Here is a 19,333-nt window from a genome sequence, read left to right on the forward strand (position 1 = left end):
ATTAAAAACAATAATATAGTAATTGTTTCTGGTAATATTTAGGCGCTATTTACTGGAAAAGCTGGCACATTTTCCACGTTTTTTACCATCCAGGCGTAATGGTTTTATTACGTCTGGGTTTCTAAAGGTGGCGCCATTGAAATTTATTCATTTGTTCTAGTCCAGTTGGCAAACTCTACTGTAGCTTCGAAAAATTGAGGCTGTGCAGTCACTTAAATAATACCAACTCAGTTTTTCTCCAGTCGGATTTTAAGCGCGTATTTTTCACGGTCGATTTCTCCCCGGGTACGGATACCAAGCCGGCGTAATAGAGGTAAGGGAGGGCACCATCCTTGTAATCCATGCTGCAACAAAAACGGCAAAACAATGCCGGGAAGGAATAACCATTTTCGATTTTTGGTTAAACCAAGAATCAGGCCGGTTAGGGCTAACGTGGAGGCATTGACCTCAAGCACTCGCTCTATATCCCATTCCTTATCCAGCATTTGAATACGCTCAAGAATTTCTGCCCTGCTTTTACCCTTATAACGGTGAATATTTATATCCGTTTGATGATCTATTTCTTCATTCACAAGGGAAGCGGTGGAGCTACGAACGCGATCCAGGCTTGATCTTGTTGAATCTTCAGCATTAAATATAGACATAGGTACCTCCAAATTAAAAAAAATTTCGCCGCATAATCACAGCAATATCTATTCTTTACTTGTGTTTCACCATTTCTTTCTACCCAGCTGCTGCGTTAAGACAATTAACGTCTTATCAATTCCGGATTACGTACAATTTTGGCCGAACAACTGGCGAACTCCTCAAGTAGCCATCATGCCGGCATGAATTCGTATAACTGACGATCCTTGCTAATCAGGTTTAATAGTTAATAAAGTGAGTTGGATTTTTATTTAAAACCCGGTAACGCAATAAATAAAGTCAGCGCGAATCACTTTAGGTCCACGCTGACATCACTTAAACAGTAGGCTAGGCTGGAAAGCCTATTCAGATGCCGTGTCCAAAAGCTGATCCAAAGTGCGTATATGCGCTTGTTGAGCAGACAGCAACTTTGTTTCAATCAAAGAGCGAACATCTGAGGAAAGCTCAGTATCCTCCAGCGCTTCCTCATATTCCTCTGCACCACTTTTTTCTCCTGCCTGTAAAGCCTTTAGTACCGCTTTTTTACCCAACATATTAGCGCCTCCCTGGACTATTTTCGCCCAAGTGCCCCAAGCTCCTGAGTCCTCACAGGGAGTTCCTCCCAATCGATTGATTAGTGCTTGTAAACTGGAAACGGCATCTTTATGAGCCTCATAAATTGGCTTTAAATCCTCCGATTCGCCCACGCCGGCATCTTCCTTAAGTTTATCCAACGCCTGCTGATATGTTTCCGTTGCTGATAATTCATCTTTCAACAATTTGTTGAGTATTTCAATGTTATGCATAATAAAACTCCTCTGTGATTATTTCTTGATTACGTGTAATAGCATCATCAAGCTTAAGTATTTATACTGACTCTTCCCCAGTCGATGAGATATCCTCTGCGTGAGCCTGCTCAAAGATTTTTTTCGCCTTATCACACTCTTCGCTGCTTTCCGTATGTACTGAAATCAAGGCACTTCCTCCCTTGATTTTTCCTTCGTAGCGTTTGGCTTCATACTCAGGAATACCCAGCCCAATTAAGCCTCCAGTCAAACCTCCAGTGGCAGCGCCTACTGCCGCACCACTCAATGCCCCCATAATGGGCCCAGCAGCAATTAACGGACCGACGCCTGGAATAGCCAGAGCGCCGATCCCGGCTAACAACCCGAGCGCAGCGCCAGTGCCTAAACCCACGGTCCCACCGATAGCGGCGCCTTCCGGCGCTTTGGTGTGCTTCTCATGAGCAAAATCCTTGGTCGTGGATTTGTCGGGAAACAGCACAGATATATCATTAATTGAAAAACCTGCTGTCTTCAGGTTATTAACAATGATCTCTGTTTGTTCGAGATTTTGAGCGATACAAAAAACTGCTTTAGTCATGTCATTCTCCTGGGCCTTTAAGGCGCTTTATTTTCAAGTTGATTATCTACCTGCACTACACCACGCATTTTCTTGGCGATTTCTTGCAGCTTCTTACTTTCAGCTTCACTTGCAACAGGCCCACGCAAAGTCACCACGCCATTACGGGTGATGATTTTTGCATTCTGCGCATCGACTGATAGCGATTTATCTCTAACCACGGCTTGACGTATCTTAGCCGTGATTTTGATATCCTTTTTGGTTTCCTTTTGGTCTTCCGGGGTTAAAGTAGCGTTGTTCTTGTCGCGAACATTACGCTCGGCATTTTCCAATTCCGAGTTAGCTGCCAAATGGAATGCGGTATTTTGTTCGGCTCGAACAGGACCGGTCATCATTATTAGGCTGCCCGTTAAAGTGAAAATAACTAGCAATAATCGTGTAGGCATAGTGTTCTCCTTCATAGTAAGTGTTTCTTTATTAACATAATTGAACGGCATCCATGCCGAACAGAAGTTGATGGTCGTTTATTGCGTGGCTTTCAAATGTATGTCGGCTCCTTCGGCAGATTGCTTCGCAACGTCGACATGCTTTTGCTTGCCGTGATCAATAGCATCATTTATGCACCGCGATGCAGGCATTCAGGTGTTCGATGGCGGGTTTAGCATGAGCTATCGCGTGTTTGAGCACTTCTGACCTGTGTTTTCCTCCGTCATAAACTCGTTTTATTTGCCTTGCTGAATATCCTTTTTGGTGTCACCGAAGCCCTTTTGCGCTTTGCCGACATTCTTTTGGACATTTCCTTCCACCTCCATCCCTTTGTCGTCCAGTATCTTGCCGGTTTCTTCCTTGGCTTTACCTTGGGTTTCATCGACTCGACCTTTTATTTGATCTTTGTTCATGTTCTTGTAGGTCTCCTCTTTGCTTTCCTCGGCATAAGCGCCAAACGAGCAGACGGTGAAAGCGATAACTGCCGATAAACCAATGAGTTTCATGTGAGTGAGTTTCATGTGCATTTCCTGAAAAAAAAGTTATGTGAGAGCATCAAATTGCCGCTGTGCTTCTGGCCAGTCTTTCTGGGCCCAGCTGCACAGTTCAGCAGTGCTCGTCTTATTTGTCTTTCTTAATATCGTCCTTGAGATCACCAAAGCCAGCCCTGACTTTACCAACGTTTTTTTGAACATTTCCTTCCAGCTCCATCTCATCGTCGTCCAGTATCTTGCCGGTGACTTCCTTAACTTTACCTTTGGCTTCTTCGACTCGGCCTTTTATTTGATCTTTGTTCATGAGTGTCTCCTGTAATTATTTAGCCATGCCCAGATAGCCATGACTAAAGCGTGGAATGAAGTTCCCCATCGCTCATTTTAAAGGGTACAGATAAAACTAAACGCAGTCGGTACGGTAGCGAACAGAGACGGACTAGGTCTGCTCGACTTTGCTCTCTGACAGGTGGCTAAGACCAGGACTCGCTGGACTTGGAGTGGGTTGCTCGTCGGAAGGATTTGCTGTCCCGAAGAGGCGTCTCGCTTGAGTGCGATGAAATTTCGAAGCCGTGGATAGCTGAAGAGATCGGGTATTCAGCCAGAACAATACGGCAGAGCTAGTAAACTATTTTTTACTTCCCCAGCGACCAAAACATCGCGGCTACCGCAATTGCCATAACGGCTGTACATAACCAGCCTAACACCTTCAGTCTGAGTGCAATGACGAATTGCCCCATGATATCTGGGCGGACTGCCATCAGCATCATCACCGTCATAATAGGCACGGAAATAACTCCGTTGATAACCGCACTCCAGTAGAGCGCTTTGATTGGATTGATGGGCGTAAAACAGAGTCCGACGCCGATAATCGTCGATAGGGCGATAATGCCATAGAAGCTTTTTGCCATAAGGGGCTTTAATTCTAAGCTATTGCGCCAATGAAATGCACCGGCCATCGCATAGGCGGCAGAGCCGGCTAATACTGGAATTGCGAGCAAGCCGGTACCAATGATGCCTGCACTAAACAACCAGAAAGCAAATTCGCCGGCAATCGGACGTAGTGCAGACGCGGCCTGTGCCGATGTTTGAATCTCAGTCACGCCGTGCAGATTTAGAGTGACGGCTGTCGTCAATATAATAAAAAATGCGACCAGGTTGGAAAATGCCATACCGATAAAAGTGTCGACCTTAATTCGGCTAAAATTGGCTCTTGCCTGGTCGGGCGCATCCTTCAACGTTTTTGCCTGCGGATTAACTCGCTGCTCCTCAACCTCTTGTGAAGCCTGCCAGAAGAACAGGTAAGGACTGATGGTGGTTCCGAAGACCGCGACGACAGTGGTGATGTATTTCGGTTTCCATGATAACTGCGGTAACAAAGTATTGGTCAGTACTTGCGTCCACGGTATGTGCACGACAAATACCGTGGCAACGTAGGCGAGCAATGATAGGGTAAGCCATTTCAGGATGCGCACGTAACGGCTATACGGAATAAATAGTTGTAATAACAGCGATAGCCCACCAAAGCCAACGACATACCAGTGGGTGGAGCCGCCAACCATCAATTTCAAGGCATCCGCCATGGCGGCGACATCCGCAGCGATATTGATCGTATTGGCAACTAACAGCAGTCCGACGATAGCATATAGCAGTCCGGCCGGATAATGTTGGCGTATATTGGTCGCTAAACCATGTCCACTGACCCGCCCGATTTTGGCGCTGATTACCTGGATGCCAACCATTAGGGGATAAGTCAACAATACGGTCCACAGCATACTGAAGCCAAACTGAGCGCCAGCCTGCGAATAGGTAGCGATGCCACTGGGATCATCATCGGCGGCGCCGGTAATCAAACCGGGGCCAAGTTTCTTTAACCAGGACTCCGGGCGCGTGTCTTTATCCTTTGCTGTTTCCCCTGCATGTGACATATGGTTCCTGATTAAGACTGAAAAAACGTTATATTTATTGGCTCCTTTAAGCCTGTAATGTAATCAATGATTTTAGGTAAGGCTACTGGGAGTATCATAGCCAGACCAATAGCTAGCTCTTCCTGGCTGGTTTCGTAACCGACAATTTCTCCGCGCTCAAGTTGGGCGATTTGGTCTGCGTCGATACCAAATGCCAGAAAATTTTCTCAATCTTAAGAGCCTCGATGTTCTGTCGCGATGCCTTGTGTGTTGCCTATGCCCACCGCTTGCGCAGCGACCCTCTCCCACACACAAGGTACAAACAGAACGGTAGTACTTCAGGGTTAGATTATTCCCGAAAAGATCAGGAGCAGTAAGATAATCAGCAACAGCCCGAGTCCGCCGCTGGGTCCATAACCCCATGATCGGCTATGTGGCCAGGCTGGAAAGACACCAATAACCATCAGGATAATAATTATGAGTAAGATTGTACCAAGTGGCATGACAGTACCCCTCTTAGAGAAAAAACGTTAAATTGAAAACCATTCCAAATCGTCGGGGTCTTGGCCCCGTCACTGCTTTACTTAAAGGCTATGATGCATTAACCCCAAGATACCCACGACGATCAAATACACGGCCACGAAATAATTTAAAAACCTCGGTACCAGCAAAATTAATATACCTATTACAAGTGCCAGTATGGGTTCGATCGCGAAATGCAGATTCATATTCATGGTGATCCTCCTTGAGTGAGCATTTAGTTTAGTGGCAAGATTGGACTTAGTCTGTTCGCTATCGTACAGAAGGTGGCTGCCGGTAATAGGGATTCCAAGTATTCGTTGTACCGGACGAGTTCATTCGCCTTAGGCATCACCGACTGTCATTGAGAGCGGTTAGTTCCAACGTAATCACGGTTTAAAAATAAATATTTGACCGTCGGCTTGGGGGTTAGGCATGATGACATGGACTCCTCATCACTCCCCCACGGCGTCATAACGCAGGCAACGATTTAAAAGACGGAGAAAAGAGTAGTCCGAAATTCCTTTAGGAATGGTAACTAAATGACCCGTTTTCCTAGCCCAGTTTCTTCCAAAGGGAGATTGGACGTGCTCGCTTCGTAATTTTCACGGTAACATACCACTCGCATGCATGATGTTAGTGGGCCACGCCGTGGAGAGAGTGGAGGGGAGCAGGCGATCGGATTCCGTTTTGACCACGTGGTAGCACTCGCAGACCCGCGCCTCCAGTCCAGGTCGGTCCAGCACCGTGATGTGGCCTCGTCTGTAAACAATCAATCCAGCTCCCTGCAATTTCCCGGCTGCTTCCGTGACGCCTTCGCGGCGGACTCCGAGCATATTGGCGATCAATTCCTGAGTTATGGTTAACTCGTTAGAAGGCAGCCGGTCTAGGCTTACCAGCAGCCAACGACAGAGCTGCTGATCCACGGAATGATGTCGATTACAAACAGCTAGCTGTGCCATCTGGGTAATCAGCGCCTGGGTATAGCGCAGCAATAAACAGTGCAACCCCCCGGAGCGACTTCCCCTAGAACGATCGAATTCCTGCATAAGTAGATGCGTTCGCAGCCTATAGGCGTAGCCCGCGCTCCGCACGACGGCCCGATCAGGCATGGTTCCTCCGCCCATGAAGATTGAGATACCGATGATGCCATCGTTGCCGACTACGGCGATTTCGGCCGATGCGCCATTCTTTGTGACGTAAAGCTTGGACACAATGCAAGTCGTGGGAAAATAGACATAATGTAACTCGTCACCGGATTCGTAAAGGATTTTACCGAGTGGCATCTGGACCAATTCCAGATGCGGAGAAATGCGCTCGAATTCCTCTGCGGGCAGGGCGGCGAGAAGATGGTTTTGCCAAGAGTTAAATGGGTCAGACATAAGTAACATCCCTCTGTTAATGCAAGATCGAACAGCTCTAAAAAATCAGTTTGTGTTGTGCAAGTGTCTGTAAGATATAGGGTTCAACTTCTCCAATCAATAAGTGCTGCTACCTATCAGGTGACTACGCTATTGAGCTGCATGTCTTGTCATACCTGGATGGTAACAATTAGAAGCAAACCAATGCCATCCTATGTGCATCATGGTAGTAATTTGCCATTGCGTTACATATACTCCACGCGCTCAAGTTTTCGGCTTTCTCTCAAAATAACTGGAAGTTCATAGTCATCAAACTTTGCATCTCATTTTTTGAAGCGTGTACCACGTTCATTAATTCGCATCGAATTAACCAAGGCCAACTATTCCATCCGGATAACTTTCAGGAACTGAGTGATTTTTATGGTATCTACGCTGTACCGGCGTCACCCGTGGAAAACAGTTGGTGGTGGTCATTGCGCAATCAAAAGCCTTGGCAATGGCAGTTAAGAATCAACGCTCTCAGCGTAGGATTACTGCTCTTTAAGCGTAACGACCTGCATTTGAAACCGGACACTGACCAGTATTCAACTAAATTCATACAGAAAAGTCGTATCTATGTACGCCAGCGCACGGAATAATTCTTGATAATTTCCTATCATTAACTCGTGAGTCATTCATTGGCTCACCGGCATAGGAATTCCATTAGCTCAAGGGCAGAGGGATTCGTTAAATTTTTTTTTCGGGAGAAAAAAATGACACAAGCACAAGCGAAAGACCAAGAAACAACACAAGAGAAAACTCCACAGCAACATCATCAGAAAGCGGCAGAGCACCACGAACAGGCAGCCAAGCATCACAAGGAAGCCGCCAAGCATTACGAATCCGGTGACGACAAAACTGCAGCACAGCACGCCCATATAGCCCATGGATATTCAACCCAAGCCATGGAACAAGAAATGGAAGCCAGCAAGAAATACGCGAAAATGCAAGGTCTTAGAAAGTAATCGTAACGAGGTTCGCAGACAAACTCGTAGCGGGTCAATAAAAAACGCCGGACATGCCTCGGTTTTAGGCCAAGGCTGTAACAGCATCTAATATTTATCAGTTTTAGCGTCCATTTTGCCAGTCTACTCATGAAGTAAACATTAAAAAAACAATGCAATAATGATCTTACATGGTCAATTTTGACGCTGTTCTCTCCGATTTCCTGGTCATTTTCTCAGGCTGTTTTTACATGCCAAATATATATAAATTTTCTATTATCAAGGGAGTAACTCTGTTGTGCACTGCGTGTACACCTATTCCTAAGACTTACATCGAGTCGTGTCCATACCAGGCGGGGCAAAGCGTGGTGGAAACATACCCGGATATGCTTCGTAGCACCGACATCCCCATCGATCATATTATTGTGCCGATGATTGTCATCTCACCTTATGCCAAAAAGCACTATGTATCACACCATGTATACGATCACACATCCATCTTGCGTTTTGTGCAGGCGCGGTTTAATTTGTCTGCACTTACAGCCCGAGATGCCCATGCCAGGTCACCTATTGGCATGTTTGATTTCGAGCATCCATCGTTCACAAAGCCTCCTGAGCTGCCTAGAGCGGATGAGGATCCACGCTTTCTTAACGAGTGTGAGGATAGCGCGCGAACTCATTAAAGCGATAAGCCGGCAACGGGAAAATAGGCATTCAGCCAAGTAGGGGCGCGATGTATCCCTACTTAGCTAAAATGTCGAAATGTCCGGTTTACCCTGACAATTAATCTTCTATGAGGGTGAAACATGCTGGCTTGATTGGGTTTTCTGCTACCGATGAATAAAACATCGGCTTATAGTAGACTAGGTAAAGCAATATTTTAGTAAATTTTACCGATTAATTTTGACGTTGTTAGTTGGCAAAAATTCGACGTTGACTAACAAAATCAGGATTTGATCGACAATGAGTTTTTTTAGACGCGCACGTACTCTATACATTCTGCATCGCCATGCTATTGCACATGTCCTGTGGGTAGAAGTTGCCGAAAAGCTAGCTTTTTTGCAGGGAATGACGGCGGTTGAGAAAGCGCACTTGCGAGAACTGAGTACGCTGTTTTTGCATGAAAAAAAGTTCTTCGGCGCTCAGGAACTTCAGCTCACCGACGCAATGTGTGTGACCATCGCCATTCAGGCCTGTCTTCCGGTACTAGGGCTTGGTATTAGCTGTTTGTCAGGCTGGACCGAGATCATTGTTTATCCAGGTGCGTTTCGGATTTGTAGAGACGACAAGGATGCGGCGGGTGTTGTACATCATCAGGAACAGGCGCTCATAGGTGAATCATGGTCGCGAGGGCCACTTATATTGTCATGGGACGATGTTGAGCGGGATGTGCAGGGGAAACAATCCGGCCGCAATGTCGTGATTCATGAAATTGCCCATAAACTGGATATGTTAAATGGTAGTGCCAACGGTTTTCCTCCTCTGCATTATGGTATGGAGATCATACATTGGACTGCTTCGCTGAGTACCGCCTATCAGTCATTGGTTCGGCGAGTTGAACATCACCATCGTGCATGCATTAATCCTTATGCTGCGACGGACCCTGCGGAGTTTTTTGCAGTAATCAGTGAATATTTTTTTTGTTCGCCTGAAACTCTTCATACGCACTTTGCTGATGTTTACCAACAACTTCAACTTTATTATCGTCAGGATCCATTGCGGCGTATTCATTACGAGAAAACAACTTAATGGTTTTTCTGTGCTATCCGCTTAAGCAATCCAAATAGGTCGCTGTTGGTTTACTACTGGATCACCTATATTCTAAAAAAATAACATACTCGGCTTATGATCGCACCATGACAAACAAATCAAACTTCTGGCAACTATGGGCGCCGCATCTTGCTCTTTTTGAGGATAACCACCTCGATCTGCGAACGATCAATATTATTGCTGACAAAATTTCCCAGCCTGTTTTAATAGTCGGCGGAGGACAAGGCTTAATAATCGATGCCTTGCGTAAAAAAGGGCTTCACGTCGACGGCGTCGATTCAAGCTCTGAAATGGTCAGGCTGGCCGAACAGCGCAGAGGCATCAAGCTGGTGCATACCGACGGATCAAGTTTGCCCTTTGCCGACGAAAGCTACGCGACCACCATCATTTCGACCGGCGTGGTCGATTTTCTGGACGATGAAAAGCAAATCCTGCAGATCATTAACGAAGCCAGACGCGTGACAAAAAAGGGGGGGAGGCTGCTTGTCTCCTATTGCAAGGTTCATCCTGCTGCAGAAAAGTTTCTTAATCGTATCGGGATCATCACCGAAAATCACATCATGCGGCTTAGAAGGCTTTTTGAACTGAGCAGACTTCCTCCATCAAAGTTCATCGCCGATATTAGACAGGACGGAAACCTGAGTCTGTGCGACGCAATCGCTGAATTGCTGCGAATACAATGGTTTTTACCGAAAAAGGAACGCCTGTTGTCCAATACCATGAGCAAGATATTAAAAACGGCGGACAATGCGGATGAACTGATTGGCTCGGTATCCGAAGCGATTCCCCATCATACGCGGGAAAGCATCAGCACCTTATGCAAAAAACTCAAGCTGTCTGTCAATACCCTTATGGAGTATGAGATGTGTTTCGTCGTCGACGTTGGTGTTGAATCAAAGCAGCTGTAAAAGAGCGTCAAAATTTGCCAGTTCATAATCTCTAAATTATTGCTTTTATTAATAACTCTGTTTGTCTTGACTGGGAAATCGTCGCTGAATTGTGGAAAAAAGTGAAAGCTGTTTTGCACACCCACGCTGAAAAACTTGGAAACGGAGCGTAGCGGAGTGAAGATTTTTAGTCCCCGGTAGCGATAGTGCATGTGTTTTCATATATGGGCTTGCTACGCTTGATGTGGTAATCAAAAATAGCCTGGCTGATGGCAAGAACATGCCATTCGTTGAGACTGTTTTGGAACGCGAAACCACGATGCCTCGAGGTGCCAAGCGAGACGCTTTGCCTGGGCGTCGCAGTGTCGGGCATGTTGCCAGAGTAAGCTTTGACGAGTCTGGGGCACATTGATCAGCATATTCGGCTGAGCGGGCTTCCCGTCAAAGGACTTATTTTCATTGCCACATTACGTCAGCGTTTGCCTTTGCTGCGGCAGCAAGAAGATTAATGAGCGGCAGTGCACGATTAGCCATGCTCACGATCGGCTCATCCGTATACTTGTCCTCAACTGGCGAAGAGGCTTTTTCTGACTCGATGGCCGCTGTTAACCGACTTAGGGCGGCAGGAACATCTGCCGCCAGAATCGCACCGGGCACGGTTGCGCTGTGCCCCATCATTTTCAGCAGGGCAAGCGCGACATCCCCGAATAGGGTAGTGTCGGCATAGGCATTGGTCGTAAATGTCACAAGCATAGTGTTCTCCTCGAACGAATAATTAGTATCTGTTTGCATATAGCCATTAACTCTGCGCTTACAGGTTTTTAATCAAGCCGGAGGCTTTGACCGGGATCATGCTGTTGTGTGGCTTTCATGATGACTCCAATTATGTGCAGTCGGCTTTGGCGATGCCGAGCAAGGTGGAAAAATCGTAATCAATCAGGTCGCCGATATGCTCAATCGTTATATCAGCGGGCGAATAGGCTGCGATATTCCTTGGGTCGAGCGCGTAGTGTCCCTGGTGAGGGAATACGGTCGTCAGACGATCTACCCAGATCTTTTTCATTGCCGCCAGAATGCGCAGCTTGTCGTCCACCATGACGTAATGTTGAGCCGGGTAACGCTGCTCGACGTCATCGAGCATTTGCTCTTTGTGCAGGTAAATAAGCACCCGGCCCTCGACCGCGTCCCACAATCCTGATCGCTGTGCCTTGCGCGGCTGGAACACCACGTCACCATCCGACAGAATCACCGTTTGTCCCCAACGGCCCAGATATGCGATGACGTCGAGCGCACCAGGGTACAAGCGATCGGCAAACGGATAGTCCATCAGAAATGAAGACATCAACAGCAACCGCGGATCATTCATGGCACCAGTACGGTAGCGTTGCAGGGCGCCCAGATAGTCCGCATAGCCGAGTTCACTACGTAGCGCTTCGAAAATCTCCCAATATCTATCCCGGCTTTCTTCGCCAAACTCATGCGCAAGATGGCCGCCCAGATCGGCGATGATGCGATCGTTATCGAGCAGGGTGTTGTCAATATCCAGCAAGAACACCACTTCGTTTGCCGATGTCATGTTGTCGTCTCCACAGGTAGGGGGTTGAGGCATTCCATTTGCGCCAATAGTTTTCATCCTTTCCATTTCCAGTTGCGGATTTCCGGCATGTCCTCGCCGTGCTTGTCGATATATTGCTTGTGCTCGATGAGCTTGTCTTGCATGGCTTGCTTGGCGTAGGCGGCATGCGCTCCCAGTTGCGGAAGGCGGTCAATCGCGTCGCCAAACAGGTGATACCGGTCCAGGTTGTTTAATACCGTCATATCGAAGGGCGTCGTGGTGGTGCCTTCTTCTTTGAAACCGCGCACATGCAGATTCGAGTGGTTGCTGCGGCGATAGGTCAGACGATGGATGAGCAATGGATAACCGTGAAAGGCGAAAACGATGGGTTTATCTTTGGTGAACAGAACGTCGAAGTCTTCGTCGCTCAGGCCGTGCGGGTGTTCGCTCGGGTGCTGGAGTTTCATCAAATCAACCACGTTGATCACCCGGACTTTCAGTTCGGGAAAATGCTCGCGCAACAACTCGACGGCAGCCAGGGTTTCCAGCGTCGGCACATCGCCGCAACAGGCCATCACGACATCCGGCTCGCCATCCTGATCGTTGCTGGCCCACGGCCAAATGCCAAGGCCGGCGGTGCAATGTTTAATGGCCTCATCCATGTCGAGCCACTGCGGCGACGGTTGTTTGCCGGCGATGACGACGTTGACGTAGTTGCGGCTGCGCAGGCAATGATCCGTTACCGAGAGCAGCGTGTTCGCGTCGGGCGGCAGATAGATGCGAATGACTTCCGCCTTTTTGTTCACGACATGGTCCATGAAGCCGGGATCCTGGTGACTGAAACCGTTGTGGTCCTGCCGCCAGACGTGCGACGAGAGCAGATAGTTCAAGGATGCAATCGGCCGGCGCCAGGGAATCTGATTCGAGACCTTGAGCCACTTGGCATGCTGGTTGAACATCGAATCGATGATATGAATGAACGCTTCGTAGCAGGAGAAGAACCCGTGGCGGCCGGTAAGCAGATAGCCTTCGAGCCAGCCTTCGCACTGATGTTCGCTTAATATTTCCATTACCCGGCCATCGGCTGCGACGTGATCGTCGCCGGGAACAATTTCCGCGGTCGAACACCGGTTGGTCACTTCGAACACAGCTCCCCAGCGGTTCGAAGCCGTTTCGTCCGGACTAAAGATACGGAAGTTTTCGGGATTCAGTTTGATCACATCGCGGATAAATTCACCCTGCACCCGCGTGGCTTCGGCCTCCACGGCGCCGGGTTTTTGCACCTTTACTGCGTAGTCGCAAAAATCAGGCAGGTCCAGCTCATGTAACAAAAGACCTCCGTTGGCGTGAGGATTGGCGCTCATGCGTCGTTCGCCTGTCGGCGCCAATTCAGCAAGTTCGGCAACCAGCTTGCCGGTCTTGTCGAACAATTTTTCAGGATGATAGCTTTGCAACCACTGTTCCAGAATCTTTACGTGCCCCGGATGACTCATGTCGTCCATCGGCACCTGATGCGAACGGAATGTGCCTTCGCTGGGCTTGTCATCGACCAGCTTCGGGCCGGTCCAGCCCTTCGGTGAGCGCAAGACGATCATGGGCCAGCACGGACGCGCCTTGAAGCCGTTGGCGCGGGCGTCGGTTTGGATGCGCCGGATCTCGGCGGTCACGGTGTCCAGCGTGGCCGCCATGAGCTGGTGCATCGCCACCGGATCGTCGCCTTCGACGAAATACGGCGTGTACCCGTAGCCGCGAATCAAGGCTTCCAGTTCGTCATGCGGAATGCGCGCCAAAACCGTAGGACCGGCAATTTTGTAGCCGTTCAGATGCAGGATAGGCAATACGGCACCGTCGTGGACCGGATTGAGAAATTTGTTCGAATGCCAGGCGGTAGCCAGCGGTCCGGTCTCTGCTTCGCCATCGCCGACGACGCAGGCAACGATCAGGCCGGGATTGTCGAACGCGGCGCCGAAAGCATGCGACAGCGAATAACCCAGCTCGCCGCCCTCGTGAATCGAGCCCGGCGTCTCCGGCGCGACGTGACTGGGAATGCCGCCGGGGAAGGAAAATTGTTTGAACAGCCGCTTCAGCCCGGCTTCGTCTTGCGCGATGTTGGGATAGACCTCGCTGTAAGTCCCTTCCAGATAAGCGTTCGCCACCAGTCCCGGCCCGCCATGCCCCGGCCCGGTGATGTAAATTACATTCAGGTCGTGTTTCTTGATGACGCGGTTCAGGTGGACGTAGATAAAGTTGAGCCCCGGCGTCGTACCCCAGTGACCGAGCAGGCGCGGTTTGATGTGCGCCAGCTTGAGCGGCTTCTTCAACAGCGGGTTGTTGTAGAGATAAATCTGGCCGACCGACAGATAGTTGGCGGCGCGCCAGTAGGCGTCCATCTTGTGGAGTAATTCCGGGGAAAGAGTCTTGGTATTCATGGTTTAATTCCTGGTGTTGAGTGCTTCGGCCTGAGCAGCGCACAGGCAGGCGCCGAAGATGAAAATGCACCCGGAAAGGTAAATCCATAGCGGTAATGCCATGATCCCGCCGAATGCCCCATAAATCGGGTCAGCGTCGCTTCGATACACTTGAGCGAGGCTGCTTCCAAAAGCCGGGCATCGGCGGCAAGGCGACAGTCCGGCCTCTGGGGAACCGAACTGCGCCAACACTTCCTGGGCACCGATCTTTCGAGCAAGACACGCATCTAAGAAAGCCTTTTTTATGTTGGCTTCAGAGGGAATGCTTCTTGGCAGCCGATTCATCGACCCAGTATCCTTGGCGATCGTAATGTCGATGCAGTCCGGTCTCATAATCTCTGGTTAGCTGAGATTCTTCCGTATATTCCGGTGACTGCTTGATAGCCTCACAGCTGAGATTAATGAAGACTGTCGAATCGTACCAATCAATACTCTCGATCCATTGAGGTGAAATCAGAACCTTTTTTCCCGGCCACCAGTTTTGCGTATTGATGATTAGATAACGAATCGCCCAGGTTTCATCATCGATAACAAAATCCTCGACATGGCCAATATCGCCGTCTGTGGCTTGAATGTGATGACCCATCACAGCGTGAGTGCTGCGCAAATTAGGATCCCACTTTTTCTCATCTTGGCTTGATCTTTTCCATATTTCAGGGTCGCGCACAATGTAGGGATAAGAGGGATAAGATCCCCACATGAACGGGCCATCCCAATACAACGGCCATCCATAATAGCCGTAATACTTCTCCTCGAATTGTCTCGATACTGGCTTGTCACTGTCCAACGATGGGCTGTCCTCAATCTGCTTTTTGGTCAAATTGACAGTGATGAATTGCTCTTCTTTATTCACCGCGACCAGCGCATACGGGGAGATCAACACCAATCTGCCGGTAAGCCAGTTGCCGGTGTCGACGACTAAATAGCGAATCGTCCAGTGCTGGTCATCGAAATAGAATTCTTCCACTTTCCCTATATCTCCGTCGAGGCTATGCAATTTGTAACCTTTTAGTGTTTTGGCTTTGTAGAACATGGTAGTGCTCCCGGTTTTTGAGTTTGATTTTTGGTAACTATTCAGCGCTAAGGATATGGTCGGTAATAACTTCCCGAAACCTGTACTCATCATTCCCTCGCGCTGAGGTTCGGGACGCTGGAGCATCCCCTACTGGGTTCCCGCGCAGAGCGTCACTGCCATTAAGTTAAGCGTTAAAAGTGATTGTTGTAGGGTGGATAAGCGTAGCGCATCCACCATAACAATCTCGGTATAGGTGGATGCGCTGCGCTTATCCACCCTACGCTTATGCTGGTCGGGGCATTCGCCCCGACCATAACGCTTAAAGTATTTTATCAATGGGTTGCATTGAACCCTTAAACGTGTGGACGGGTTAAATAACCCGTCCAGCAGCCGTTTTTCCTTAAGTTGGCACATAGGGACGAATACTCCGCGATTTTCGATTTGCTGAATAGTTACGATCTTTGTACGCTGTCGTCGTCCGGCCGGCAGTCGTATTTGCACCGATTTGTGCCCAATGTGATCAATCAGTTGGATGCCGCCTCCTTCATGATTTTAACAATGGTGTTTTCCACATCTCGCGCCACCACTTCCAGCTGCGGCACGTTGAACATTGCCAGAAGAGTGGTTGGTTTCAATGTCGCCAGAACGGTTTTACCTTCCTCCTCGTAAATGCTGATACGGCAGGGTAGGGCCGTGGAGATGCTCATGTCTTGCTCAAGAACTTTCTTGGCCTGTTGCGGCTGACACACTTCAAAAATAAGGCATTCGGGGATGAATTCCACGCCTTTTTTGGTCATGGTTTCTTTGAGGTTATGTACCTGCATAACGCCAAAGTGATTGGCCTGGACGGCGACTTGCAAGGCAGCGGCAGCCGCACTCACGGTTTTGTCGGTAGATAATTTAAATAACATAAGATGACCTCTCGGTTAATAGTTCACTTGGTAACAGCGCGGTGCACTGAATGATTTTTTGGACAGCCTGATGATAACGACGACCAGCAGCACGATCATCAGGATGCCGGTTATTGTCCCGCCCTTCCGACGAATGGATCATCGTTGCCACAGGATGTGGGCAGCTTCCAATGGGATCGCAACACCGTCGCAGTGCGGTATTATTCGCGCCGTATAATCGTTTGCGGGACGGGTTACTGACACTGCCGCGCTGTAAACGGAGCCGTTCGACGCACCGGCCGACTGCCGCACGCGCTTCATATCCACTCGATCGGCTGCGTTATCATCAATGCCGTTAGCATAAAGTTCGACTCGCACTGCCTCCGGATTAAGATCATCGAGATATACTTGAACTTCAAATACATGTTGCTCATCGTCAGTCTCTACCTTAACTTCTCCGAAGCGTAGCGCGGCCCATTTCAGTTCCAGACTCCGCTGCCATTCGACTATTTGCCTGCCGATTGCGCCTTTATTGGCAATGCGCAATTGATAGGCGGTCGCAGCCGGGAGGTAATGTTGCTCGGTGTATTCGCGCACGGTGCGGTTGCCGGAGAAACGCGGGGTCAATTGCGCCATGCTTTCCCTCATCCGCGCCACCCAGCCGGTAGGAATGCCCCGTTCATCGACGGTATAAAACTCGGGGATTACCTCGTGTTCAAGCAGGTCGTAGAGCGCATCAGCTTCGACCGCGTCCCAGACTGGATCGTGGTCGTGTTCCTGGCCGTCCCCCAACGCCCAACCCACTTCCGGCGAGTAGGCTTCCGCCCACCAGCCGTCCAATTCCGACAGATTGAGTCCGCCATTGACCAGCACCTTCATGCCGCTGGTTCCGCACGCTTCCCAGGGCCGCCTTGGCGTGTTGATCCAGACATCCACGCCTTGCACCAACTGCTCGGTCAAATGCATGTCGTAGTCACTGAGGAAGATCACATGAGGGCGCACCTCGGGGCGTCGGATGAAATGAGTCCATTGCCGGATCAGGGCCTGCCCCTCCAAGTCTGCCGGATGAGCCTTGCCGGCAAGGATGAGTTGCACCGGTCGCTCGGCATTGGATAAAAGGCGAAGCAGTCGATCCGGGTCGTGCAGCAGCAGGTTAGGCCTCTTGTAGGCCGCAAAGCGGCGCGCAAAACCCAGGGTCAATGCGGTGGGATTAAATAAATGTTTCGCTTCCTCCACTTCCTCGGGAGGCGCGCCGGAGGCGGCCAGTTGCCGGGATAATCGCTCGCGGGCGTATTCAACCAGAGACTTGCCTGCGTCGGCACGAAATTGCCAGAGCCTGATGTCGGAGATACGGCGGATGTCTTGATCCAAGGTTTCCGTCGGTCTCAGCCAGCGCTCTTTGCCGCAGGCTTCCGTCCACAGATCATCGGCCGGAGCCGAGTCCCAGGTCGGCATGTGGACGCCATTGGTTACGTGTCCAACAGGCACTTCGTTCACCGGCCAGCCAGGAAAAAGCGGTTCAAAGAGATGTCGGCTGACTTCGCCATGCAAACGACTTACGCCGTTTACCGCCCCGCTGCCGCGGATTGCCAGATAGGCCATATTGAAACTTTCCGACGGGTCGTTCGGGTTCCGGCGGCCTAGAGCCAGCAACTCGTGGAGTGTCAGACCGATATTTTTGGCATAACGACCGAGGTATTGCTCGATAAGGGCCGGGGCGAAACGGTCGAATCCTGCGGTCACTGCCGTGTGGGTGGTGAACAGGTTTCCGGCTCGGGTCACGGCCAGAGCGTCATGAAAGGACAGCGCAGTCTCTTCCATGAAACTGCGGGCGCGCTCCAACACCGCGAAGGCGGCATGGCCTTCATTCAGGTGACAGACTTCAGGATGAATATCCAGCGCACGCAACAACCGCCAGCCGCCAATCCCGAGCAGCAGTTCCTGCTTGATGCGCAGCTCCGGTCCGCCGCCATACAGCTCACTGGTAATCCCCCGATGGGCAGGGAAGTTGGCCGCGTCATTGCTGTCCAGCAGGTAAAGTTTTACTCTCCCGACCAGGACCTGCCAGACGCGTAGCCAGACCGAGTAACCGGGCAAGGCGATTTCCAGGCGCAACCATTCGCCGTTGGCTTGGCGAAACGGGGTTATCGGCAACTGTCCGGGGTCGTTGTATGGGAACAGGGCCTGTTGCGCTCCGTTCTTGTCAATCACTTGGCGAAAATAGCCTTGTTGGTAGAGCAGTCCCACGCCGACCACCGGTACGCCAAGATCGCTGGCGGCTTTGAGCTGATCGCCGGCCACATTGCCGAGTCCGCCTGAGTAAATGGGCAGCGCTTCGCTCAACATGAATTCCATGCTGAAATAGGCGACGCAGGTCAACGGAGCCTGCGGATGATGTTGCTGAAACCACGCCGGCGCTTCCATCGTTTGCCGCCTGGTCTGAACCAGGTCGTCAACGATCTTGCGGAAAACGGGATCGGCCAACACGCGCTCTATCCGGTCGCGAGACACCGTCTGTAGAACCACCCAGGGATTCTGCGTGAGTTTCCATAGTTCCGGATCAAGTTGCTTCCATACCCGGTCGGTGGCATGACTCCACGACCAGCGCATATCCAGTGCCAGCTCCGCCAGGGCATCGAATCCCTCGACTTCGGTGGGCAAAAGGCTGTATAGCGGGTGGCTGACACGGGTTTGCTTGCTCATGTTTTCTCCTTCATGACCGGAAAACACTTTAGCTGTAAAACTAACTGTAGTCGGTACGGTAGAGCACATACAGGCACTTGTAATAAAGGAGCTATTCCTTCAACGCTAAAATCCATAGTCTTAGCATCGCTATGCCAAAGCGATTAAGGTTTTTGGGATGGAAAATCAGGCTATCTTCTTAAAACACACCGATTTAAGGTAATCAATATAGATGAAGCTCTGTATCGTTTGTTCCTTCACAACGAATACAGTAGTCAAAGATTTTTTTTAATCGGGTAAGGACATGAACCGGCCTTGTCATTTTTAACTTAG

General features: G+C 49.8%; 20 protein-coding genes. 4 read left to right on the forward strand and 16 right to left on the reverse strand.

Going from position 1 to position 19,333, the window contains the following annotated elements; genetic code table 11:
• Positions 1-227: 227 nt before the first annotated feature.
• The 10 genes from METTU_RS02510 to METTU_RS02545 all read right to left on the reverse strand — a co-directional run bounded on the left by METTU_RS02510 (position 228) and on the right by METTU_RS02545 (position 6,771).
• The gene (locus tag METTU_RS02510; RefSeq protein ID WP_006889719.1) at positions 228-644 is read right to left on the reverse strand and encodes a DUF2892 domain-containing protein; all 417 of its coding nucleotides are present in this window, start codon (positions 642-644) and stop codon (positions 228-230) included.
• 342 nt (positions 645-986) lie between these two features.
• Complete coding sequence (locus tag METTU_RS02515; RefSeq protein ID WP_006889720.1) at positions 987-1,430, reverse strand: DUF2383 domain-containing protein; 444 nt, start codon at positions 1,428-1,430, stop codon at positions 987-989.
• A gap of 61 nt (positions 1,431-1,491) precedes the next feature.
• The gene (locus tag METTU_RS02520; protein WP_006889721.1) at positions 1,492-2,007 is read right to left on the reverse strand and encodes a hypothetical protein; all 516 of its coding nucleotides are present in this window, start codon (positions 2,005-2,007) and stop codon (positions 1,492-1,494) included.
• 17 nt (positions 2,008-2,024) lie between these two features.
• The gene (locus tag METTU_RS02525) at positions 2,025-2,432 is read right to left on the reverse strand and encodes a BON domain-containing protein (RefSeq protein ID WP_006889722.1); all 408 of its coding nucleotides are present in this window, start codon (positions 2,430-2,432) and stop codon (positions 2,025-2,027) included.
• 276 nt (positions 2,433-2,708) lie between these two features.
• Entirely contained in the window at positions 2,709-2,993 is a 285-nt protein-coding gene (locus METTU_RS24240; RefSeq protein ID WP_006889723.1) for a CsbD family protein, read from the reverse strand.
• Positions 2,994-3,093: 100 nt separating this feature from the next.
• Complete coding sequence (locus METTU_RS02535; RefSeq protein ID WP_006889724.1) at positions 3,094-3,270, reverse strand: CsbD family protein; 177 nt, start codon at positions 3,268-3,270, stop codon at positions 3,094-3,096.
• Between the two features lie 328 nt (positions 3,271-3,598).
• Positions 3,599-4,891: an NRAMP family divalent metal transporter gene (locus METTU_RS02540; RefSeq protein ID WP_006889725.1), complete on the reverse strand. Its 1,293-nt coding sequence runs from the start codon at positions 4,889-4,891 to the stop codon at positions 3,599-3,601.
• A gap of 323 nt (positions 4,892-5,214) precedes the next feature.
• On the reverse strand, positions 5,215-5,373 hold the full coding sequence (locus METTU_RS22100) for a DUF3309 family protein (RefSeq protein ID WP_006889726.1): 159 nt from the start codon (positions 5,371-5,373) through the stop codon (positions 5,215-5,217).
• A gap of 81 nt (positions 5,374-5,454) precedes the next feature.
• Positions 5,455-5,592 (reverse strand): DUF3096 domain-containing protein, encoded by a 138-nt coding sequence (locus tag METTU_RS22105; protein WP_174269939.1) that lies wholly within the window; start codon positions 5,590-5,592, stop codon positions 5,455-5,457.
• 402 nt (positions 5,593-5,994) lie between these two features.
• Positions 5,995-6,771, reverse strand: a complete 777-nt coding sequence (locus METTU_RS02545; protein ID WP_006889728.1) for a Crp/Fnr family transcriptional regulator — start codon at positions 6,769-6,771, stop codon at positions 5,995-5,997.
• A 731-nt stretch (positions 6,772-7,502) separates the two neighbouring features.
• Here METTU_RS02545 and METTU_RS02550 point away from each other — a divergent pair.
• The 4 genes from METTU_RS02550 (at position 7,503) to METTU_RS21525 (ending at position 10,411) form a co-directional block, all read left to right on the forward strand.
• Positions 7,503-7,754, forward strand: a complete 252-nt coding sequence (locus METTU_RS02550) for a hypothetical protein (protein ID WP_006889729.1) — start codon at positions 7,503-7,505, stop codon at positions 7,752-7,754.
• A 170-nt stretch (positions 7,755-7,924) separates the two neighbouring features.
• A complete protein-coding gene (locus tag METTU_RS02555) occupies positions 7,925-8,416 on the forward strand; it encodes an alkaline phosphatase family protein (RefSeq protein WP_040579558.1) in 492 nt (163 codons plus the stop codon).
• Positions 8,417-8,696: 280 nt separating this feature from the next.
• Complete coding sequence (locus tag METTU_RS02560; RefSeq protein WP_006889730.1) at positions 8,697-9,482, forward strand: M90 family metallopeptidase; 786 nt, start codon at positions 8,697-8,699, stop codon at positions 9,480-9,482.
• Between the two features lie 107 nt (positions 9,483-9,589).
• Positions 9,590-10,411 carry a class I SAM-dependent methyltransferase gene (locus METTU_RS21525; RefSeq protein WP_006889731.1) on the forward strand — a complete coding sequence of 274 codons (822 nt, stop codon included), beginning with the start codon at positions 9,590-9,592 and terminating at the stop codon, positions 10,409-10,411.
• A 435-nt stretch (positions 10,412-10,846) separates the two neighbouring features.
• Here the strand turns inward: METTU_RS21525 and METTU_RS02570 are convergent, their stop codons facing one another.
• The 6 genes from METTU_RS02570 to glgP form a co-directional block, all read right to left on the reverse strand.
• Positions 10,847-11,182, reverse strand: a complete 336-nt coding sequence (locus METTU_RS02570; RefSeq protein ID WP_254257804.1) for a DUF1840 domain-containing protein — start codon at positions 11,180-11,182, stop codon at positions 10,847-10,849.
• A 91-nt stretch (positions 11,183-11,273) separates the two neighbouring features.
• The gene (locus tag METTU_RS02575) at positions 11,274-11,966 is read right to left on the reverse strand and encodes an HAD family hydrolase (RefSeq protein WP_006889734.1); all 693 of its coding nucleotides are present in this window, start codon (positions 11,964-11,966) and stop codon (positions 11,274-11,276) included.
• 53 nt (positions 11,967-12,019) lie between these two features.
• Positions 12,020-14,374, reverse strand: a complete 2,355-nt coding sequence (locus METTU_RS02580; RefSeq protein WP_006889735.1) for a phosphoketolase family protein — start codon at positions 14,372-14,374, stop codon at positions 12,020-12,022.
• Between the two features lie 292 nt (positions 14,375-14,666).
• Positions 14,667-15,446: a PRC-barrel domain-containing protein gene (locus METTU_RS02590; RefSeq protein ID WP_006889736.1), complete on the reverse strand. Its 780-nt coding sequence runs from the start codon at positions 15,444-15,446 to the stop codon at positions 14,667-14,669.
• 506 nt (positions 15,447-15,952) lie between these two features.
• Positions 15,953-16,339 (reverse strand): DUF302 domain-containing protein, encoded by a 387-nt coding sequence (locus METTU_RS02595; RefSeq protein ID WP_006889738.1) that lies wholly within the window; start codon positions 16,337-16,339, stop codon positions 15,953-15,955.
• 138 nt (positions 16,340-16,477) lie between these two features.
• Positions 16,478-19,021, reverse strand: coding sequence for an alpha-glucan family phosphorylase (gene glgP, locus METTU_RS02600; protein WP_006889739.1), 2,544 nt, complete (start codon positions 19,019-19,021; stop codon positions 16,478-16,480).
• Positions 19,022-19,333: the final 312 nt, after the last annotated feature.

Source organism: Methylobacter tundripaludum SV96 (genome assembly GCF_000190755.2).
Lineage (GTDB): Bacteria > Pseudomonadota > Gammaproteobacteria > Methylococcales > Methylomonadaceae > Methylobacter_A > Methylobacter_A tundripaludum.

Excerpts from the sequence above, each read along its gene's own strand:
- METTU_RS02570 (WP_254257804.1), bottom strand. The coding sequence starts at position 11,182 with ATGCAAACAGATACTAATTATTCGTTCGAGGAGAACACTATGCTTGTG.
- METTU_RS02520 (WP_006889721.1), bottom strand. The coding sequence starts at position 2,007 with ATGACTAAAGCAGTTTTTTGTATCGCTCAAAATCTCGAACAAACAGAG.
- METTU_RS02595 (WP_006889738.1), bottom strand. The coding sequence starts at position 16,339 with ATGTTATTTAAATTATCTACCGACAAAACCGTGAGTGCGGCTGCCGCT.
- METTU_RS21525 (WP_006889731.1), top strand. The coding sequence starts at position 9,590 with ATGACAAACAAATCAAACTTCTGGCAACTATGGGCGCCGCATCTTGCT.
- METTU_RS24240 (WP_006889723.1), bottom strand. The coding sequence starts at position 2,993 with ATGAAACTCACTCACATGAAACTCATTGGTTTATCGGCAGTTATCGCT.
- glgP (WP_006889739.1), bottom strand. The coding sequence starts at position 19,021 with ATGAGCAAGCAAACCCGTGTCAGCCACCCGCTATACAGCCTTTTGCCC.
- METTU_RS02545 (WP_006889728.1), bottom strand. The coding sequence starts at position 6,771 with ATGTCTGACCCATTTAACTCTTGGCAAAACCATCTTCTCGCCGCCCTG.
- METTU_RS02535 (WP_006889724.1), bottom strand. The coding sequence starts at position 3,270 with ATGAACAAAGATCAAATAAAAGGCCGAGTCGAAGAAGCCAAAGGTAAA.
- METTU_RS22100 (WP_006889726.1), bottom strand. The coding sequence starts at position 5,373 with ATGCCACTTGGTACAATCTTACTCATAATTATTATCCTGATGGTTATT.
- METTU_RS02515 (WP_006889720.1), bottom strand. The coding sequence starts at position 1,430 with ATGCATAACATTGAAATACTCAACAAATTGTTGAAAGATGAATTATCA.
- METTU_RS02575 (WP_006889734.1), bottom strand. The coding sequence starts at position 11,966 with ATGACATCGGCAAACGAAGTGGTGTTCTTGCTGGATATTGACAACACC.
- METTU_RS02550 (WP_006889729.1), top strand. The coding sequence starts at position 7,503 with ATGACACAAGCACAAGCGAAAGACCAAGAAACAACACAAGAGAAAACT.
- METTU_RS02580 (WP_006889735.1), bottom strand. The coding sequence starts at position 14,374 with ATGAATACCAAGACTCTTTCCCCGGAATTACTCCACAAGATGGACGCC.
- METTU_RS02525 (WP_006889722.1), bottom strand. The coding sequence starts at position 2,432 with ATGCCTACACGATTATTGCTAGTTATTTTCACTTTAACGGGCAGCCTA.
- METTU_RS02540 (WP_006889725.1), bottom strand. The coding sequence starts at position 4,891 with ATGTCACATGCAGGGGAAACAGCAAAGGATAAAGACACGCGCCCGGAG.
- METTU_RS02560 (WP_006889730.1), top strand. The coding sequence starts at position 8,697 with ATGAGTTTTTTTAGACGCGCACGTACTCTATACATTCTGCATCGCCAT.
- METTU_RS02510 (WP_006889719.1), bottom strand. The coding sequence starts at position 644 with ATGTCTATATTTAATGCTGAAGATTCAACAAGATCAAGCCTGGATCGC.
- METTU_RS02555 (WP_040579558.1), top strand. The coding sequence starts at position 7,925 with ATGGTCAATTTTGACGCTGTTCTCTCCGATTTCCTGGTCATTTTCTCA.
- METTU_RS02590 (WP_006889736.1), bottom strand. The coding sequence starts at position 15,446 with ATGTTCTACAAAGCCAAAACACTAAAAGGTTACAAATTGCATAGCCTC.